Below are 268 nucleotides of genomic sequence, written 5' to 3'. Positions count from 1 at the left end.
TTTTTCTCGGCCGCTGTTTTTATCGCTTCGTTTACTTCGTCAACGGTCGTTTCGCGGCTGGCGATAAAGCCAAAGTCCACCAATGATACGTTGATGGTGGGGACGCGAACTGCGAGGCCATCAAGCTTTCCCTCAAGTTCCGGAATAACCTTGCCAATGGCGGCAGCCGCGCCGGTCTTCGTTGGAATCATCGATTGAGTGGCAGAGCGAGCGCGGTAAAGATCAGAGTGGTACACGTCGCTCAGTTTCTGGTCGTTGGTGTAGGAGT

At 53.7% G+C, this 268-nt stretch carries 1 pseudogene; it reads right to left on the bottom strand.

Features of this window, described 5'->3' with window-relative positions:
* Nucleotides 1–268, bottom strand: a pseudogene (locus B2W52_RS07690) (erythrose-4-phosphate dehydrogenase); the annotation flags it as partial.

The organism is Marinobacter sp. UBA2498 (genome assembly GCF_002341575.1).
Lineage (GTDB): Bacteria > Pseudomonadota > Gammaproteobacteria > Pseudomonadales > Oleiphilaceae > Marinobacter > Marinobacter manganoxydans.
Note: the sequence above shows the minus strand (reverse complement) of the source record. Positions and strands in the feature narration are given on the sequence as shown.